Origin of the sequence: Burkholderia sp. Ac-20392 (genome assembly GCF_017104585.1) — a bacterium.
GTDB lineage: Bacteria > Pseudomonadota > Gammaproteobacteria > Burkholderiales > Burkholderiaceae > Burkholderia > Burkholderia lata.
Genome location: NZ_JAAGPB010000575.1, coordinates 1 through 4,801 on the forward strand (window position 1 = coordinate 1; position 4,801 = coordinate 4,801).

5 protein-coding genes are annotated in these 4,801 nt (G+C 68.7%); all 5 read right to left on the reverse strand.

What is annotated here, in order from left to right; all coding sequences use genetic code 11:
- Nucleotides 1–579 (reverse strand): 4-oxalocrotonate decarboxylase (locus tag G3N99_RS34740; RefSeq protein ID WP_206124628.1); only part of this gene is annotated, 579 nt, incomplete at its 3' end.
- On the reverse strand, nt 576–1,622 hold the full coding sequence (dmpG, locus tag G3N99_RS34745; RefSeq protein WP_174939631.1) for a 4-hydroxy-2-oxovalerate aldolase: 1,047 nt from the start codon (nt 1,620–1,622) through the stop codon (nt 576–578). The genes dmpG and G3N99_RS34740, both read right to left, overlap by 4 nt.
- 40 nt (nt 1,623–1,662) lie before the next feature.
- Nucleotides 1,663–2,583 (reverse strand): acetaldehyde dehydrogenase (acetylating), encoded by a 921-nt coding sequence (locus tag G3N99_RS34750; protein ID WP_206124629.1) that lies wholly within the window; start codon nt 2,581–2,583, stop codon nt 1,663–1,665.
- 40 nt (nt 2,584–2,623) lie between these two features.
- Complete coding sequence (dmpE, locus tag G3N99_RS34755; protein ID WP_206124630.1) at nt 2,624–3,406, reverse strand: 2-oxopent-4-enoate hydratase; 783 nt, start codon at nt 3,404–3,406, stop codon at nt 2,624–2,626.
- A 28-nt stretch (nt 3,407–3,434) separates the two neighbouring features.
- Nucleotides 3,435–4,801 (reverse strand): 2-hydroxymuconic semialdehyde dehydrogenase (locus G3N99_RS34760; protein WP_206124631.1); only part of this gene is annotated, 1,367 nt, incomplete at its 5' end.

Consider the following 4,801-nt stretch of genomic DNA (forward strand, 5'->3'; position numbering starts at 1 on the left):
TGGCAGGCCGTTCTTCTCGAGCACGACGCCGAGCGTGCGCAGGTCGACGCCGTCCACCGCGAGCGGCCGCCCGCCCGCGACGAAGCGCGCGGCCGACGTGTTGTCGGCCACCACGCTCTTCAGGTCGAACTTGAAGTCGCGGTAGCGGCTGTCGATCACCTCGATGCCGGCGATGACGAAATCCGTCGCGGCGAGCACCGCGCCGATATGGCAGCCCGGCCCTTTCAGCTCGGCTTTGGTCACGAATGCGATCTCGGGCTCCACCTTCGGATGGATCAGTGCCGACGTATCGCACTCGCCGCCGTCGGGCAGGTCGTAGAGGTCCGTGAGGAAGCCGAACACGGGCGTATCGACGCCCATCTGGCGCATCTTCGCGTGCGACGTCAGGCCGGCCTTGTAGCCGACGATCCGCGCGCCACGCCCGAGCTGCCGGCGGCGGATCGCATCCTGCACCGCGTAGGCATCGTCCCAGTCCATCTCGGGATGGCGGTCGGTGATCTTCGGCGTGTCGCGCGCGTCGCGCATGCAGCCGTCGAGATGCTCGGCGAGCGATTCGACGATGTCGGTGGTCAGGTTCATGCGGCCTCCCGCTTCGCTTGCGCCGCGCGCGCCTTCGCGAGCGTCAGCGCGGTGTCTTCGATCATGTCCTCCTGCCCGCCGACCATCCCGCGCCGGCCGAGCTCGACGAGGATGTCACGCGCCGGGATCCCGTACTTGTCGCCCGCGCGCTTCGCGAACAGCAGGAACGAGCCGTACACGCCCGCATAGCCGAGCGTCAGCGCGTCGCGATCGACGCGGATCGGGAAATCCATCATCGGCACGACGAGATCCTCCGCGACGTCCTGGATCTTCCAAACGTCGACGCCGGTCTCGATGCCCATCCGCTCGCACACGGCGACGAACACTTCGAGCGGCGTATTGCCCGCGCCCGCGCCGAGCCCGGCCGCCGCACCGTCGATCCGGTTCGCGCCGGCCTCGATCGCGGCGATCGAATTCGCGACGCCCATCGCGAGGTTGTGGTGGCCGTGGAAGCCGAGCTCCGTCTGCGGCTGCAGCGCGTCGCGCACCGCACCGAGACGCGCCTTCACGTCGTCGGGCAGCATGTAGCCGGCGGAATCGGTGATGTAGATGCAGTTCGCGCCGTACGACTCCATCAGCTTCGCCTGCTTCACGAGCCCTTCCGGGCTGTTCATGTGGCTCATCATCAGGAAGCCGACGGTATCCATGTCGAGCTTGCGCGCCATCGCGATGTGCTGCTCGGAGACGTCGGCCTCGGTGCAGTGCGTCGCGACGCGGATCGTATGCACGCCGAGCGCGTGCGCCTCCTTCAGGTGGTCGACGGTGCCGATGCCCGGCAGCAGCAGCGCCGATACCTTCGCGCGCTTGAGCAGCGGGATCACCGCGCCGAGGTATTCGGCGTCGGTGTGCGCGGGAAAGCCGTAGTTGACCGACGAGCCGCCGAGCCCGTCGCCGTGCGTGACTTCGATCAGCGGCACGCCGGCCGCGTCGAGCCCGGTCGCGACCGCGCGCATCTGGTCGAGCGTCATCTGGTGACGCTTCGGGTGCATGCCGTCACGCAGCGTCATGTCGTGGACGGTGATTCGCTTGCCTTTGAGATTCATTGCCGTTTCCTTGTTCGTCCGGTCGTGGGATGAGCGCGCGTCAGGCTGCCTGCGCGGCCGGCTGGAGCGCGAGGCGGCCGGCCAGCAGCTCCTCGGCGAACATCTCGGCGGTGCGCGCGGCGGCGGCCGTCATGATGTCGAGGTTGCCCGCGTACTTCGGCAGGTAGTCGCCGAGGCCTTCGACTTCGAGGTAGATCGACACGCGGTTGCCGTCGAATACCGGCCCGTTGACGAGCCGGTAGCCGGGCACGTAGCGCTGCACGTCGGCGATCATCGCGTGCACCGATTCGACGATGCGCGCCTCGTCGGGCGCGGTCTCGGTCAGGCAGTGCACGGTGTCGCGCATGATCAGCGGCGGGTCGGCCGGGTTGATCACGATGATCGCCTTGCCCGCCTTCGCGCCGCCGACCTGCGCGACCGCGGCCGACGTCGTCCGCGTGAATTCGTCGATGTTCTTGCGCGTGCCGGGGCCGACCGAACGCGACGACACCGTCGCGACGATCTCGCCGTACGCGACCGGCTGCACGCGGGACACCGCGCGCACCATCGGGATCGTCGCCTGGCCGCCGCACGTGACCATGTTCACGTTCATCTCGCCGGAGCCGATGTGGTCCATCAGGTTGACGGGCGGGACGCAGTACGGGCCGATCGCGGCCGGCGTCAGGTCGATCATCAGCACGCCGAGCGCGTTGAGCTTGCGGCTGTTCTCCGCGTGCACGTAGGCGCTCGTCGCGTCGAACGCGATCTGCACGCCGTCGGCCTGCACGTGCGACAGCAGGCCGTCGACGCCCTCCGCGGTCGTCTTCAGGCCGAGTTCGCGCGCACGCTTCAGGCCGTCGGAATCGGGATCGATGCCGACCATCCAGACAGGTTCGAGCACGGGGCTGCGCATGAGTTTGGCGAGCAGGTCGGTGCCGATGTTGCCGGGGCCGATCAGCGCGCAACGGATTTTTCGGGTCATGGGGAATTCCTCGTTTGCCAGTGAAGGGGAACGGCGCCGCTCACGCGAACCGCACCGAACATGCGCCGATCCCGCCGATCGACACGCGGAAGTTGTCGCCGGGCCCGGCCGGCGCCATCGCGGCGAGCGCGCCGGACAGGATCACTTCGCCGGCCTTCAGCGGGATGCCGAGCCGGCCGAGCGTATTGGCGAGCCACGCGACGGCATTGACCGGCGAGCCGAGCGCGGCCGCGCCGGCGCCGGTGCCGATCACGTCGCCGTTTTTCTCGAGCACCATCCCGCACGTCGCGAGATCGACGCGACGCGTGCTCACCGCCTTGTCGCCGAGCACGAACACGCCGCACGACGCGTTGTCGGCCACGGTGTCGCCGATCCGGATCTTCCAGTCGCGAATCCGCGAATCGACGATCTCGAAGCACGGCATCACGCATTCGGTCGCGGCCAGCACCATCGCGTTCGTCACGCCGGGGCCGAGCAGGTCGCGCTTCAGCACGAACGCGATCTCGCCTTCCGCCTTCGGCTGGATCAGCGTGTCGAGCGGAATGCACTCGCCTTCGCCATACACCATCCCCGACAGCAGGTAGCCGAAATCGGGCTGGTACACGCCGAGCATGTCCATCACGGCCTTCGACGTGACGCCGATCTTCTTGCCGATCACGGTTTCCCCGGCGTCCAGGCGGCGCTGCACGAAGCGCTGCTGGATCCGGTACGCGTCGTCGACCGACAGGTCCTCGTGCTGCGACGTCAGCGGTGCGACGGGCGTGCGCGAGGTCATCGCGTCGTACAGCCGGTCGCCCAGCGCGGTAATCAACGTGGAGTCCATAAGAGTTTTCCGGTCAGTAACGGGTGGATCAGAGCTTGATGCAGACGTTGCGGAGTTCCGTGTAGAACTCGAGCGAATGCACGCCGCCTTCGCGGCCGATGCCCGATTGCTTCGCGCCGCCGAACGCGGTGCGCAGGTCGCGCAGGAACCACGAATTGACCCACGCGATGCCGACGTCGATCGACGCGGCGACGCGATGCGCGCGGGACAGGTTGGTGGTCCAGACCGCGGTCGACAGCCCGTACGCGTTCGCATTCGCGCGGCCGATCACCTCGGCCTCCGAATCGAACGGCATCACGAGCGTGCACGGCCCGAAGATCTCGTCGCGCGCGATCGGCGAATCGTCGCCGAGGCCCGTCCAGATCGTCGGCTGCACCCACGCGCCGTCGCGCAGCGCGTCCGGCATGTCGGGCACGCCGCCGCCCGTCACGACCGTCGCGCCGAGCTCGGCGGCCTTGCGGTAGTACGACAGCACCTTGTCGCGATGCTCCTGGCTGATCAGCGGGCCGATGCCGGTCGTGTCCGCTTCCGGGCGGCCCGGCCGCAGTTGCTCGGCGCCGGCTTTCAACGCGGCGACGAAGCGCTCGAACAGCGGACGCTCGACATACACGCGCTCGGTGCCGAGGCACACCTGCCCCGCGTTCGCGAAGCACGAGCGCAGCGTGCCTTCGACGGCCGCGTCGAAATCGCAGTCGGCAAACACGATCGCCGCGTTCTTGCCGCCCATTTCGAGGCTGACGGGCCGCGCGCCGTCGGCCGCCGCCTTCATGATCGCCGCGCCGGTGCGCGTCTCGCCGGTGAACGTGATCGCGTTCACGCCGGGATGGGTCGTCAGGAATTCGCCGGCCGAGCCGGGCCCGAAGCCGTGCACGACGTTGTAGACGCCGCGCGGCACGCCCGCCGCGTTCATCACTTCGCCGAGCAGCGCGGCCGTCTGCGGCGTTTCCTCCGACGGCTTCACGACCACCGTGTTGCCGCAGGCCAGCGCGGGGCCGACCTTCCACGTCATCAGCAGCAGCGGCAGGTTCCACGGGCAGATCACGCCGACCACGCCGACCGGGCGGCGGATCGCATAGTTGAGCGCGCCCGCGCCGTCCGGCGTCGCCATCTCGAAGGTTTCGCCCGGCACGTTCTTCACGACGTCGGCGAACACCTTGAAGTTCGCCGCGCCGCGCGGGATGTCGATATGGCTCGCGAGGCTCACCGGCTTGCCGGTGTCGGCCACTTCGGCTTCGAGGAAATCGTCGAAGCGGCGCGTGATGCCGTCGGCCACCGCGTACAGGATGTCGACGCGCTGCGCGACGGTCAGGCCGCCCCACGGCCCCGACAGCGCAGAGCGGAAGAGCGTCGTGGAGGGAAAGAGTGGATAACCGGGGTGAGATCGCTGGGGAGGCC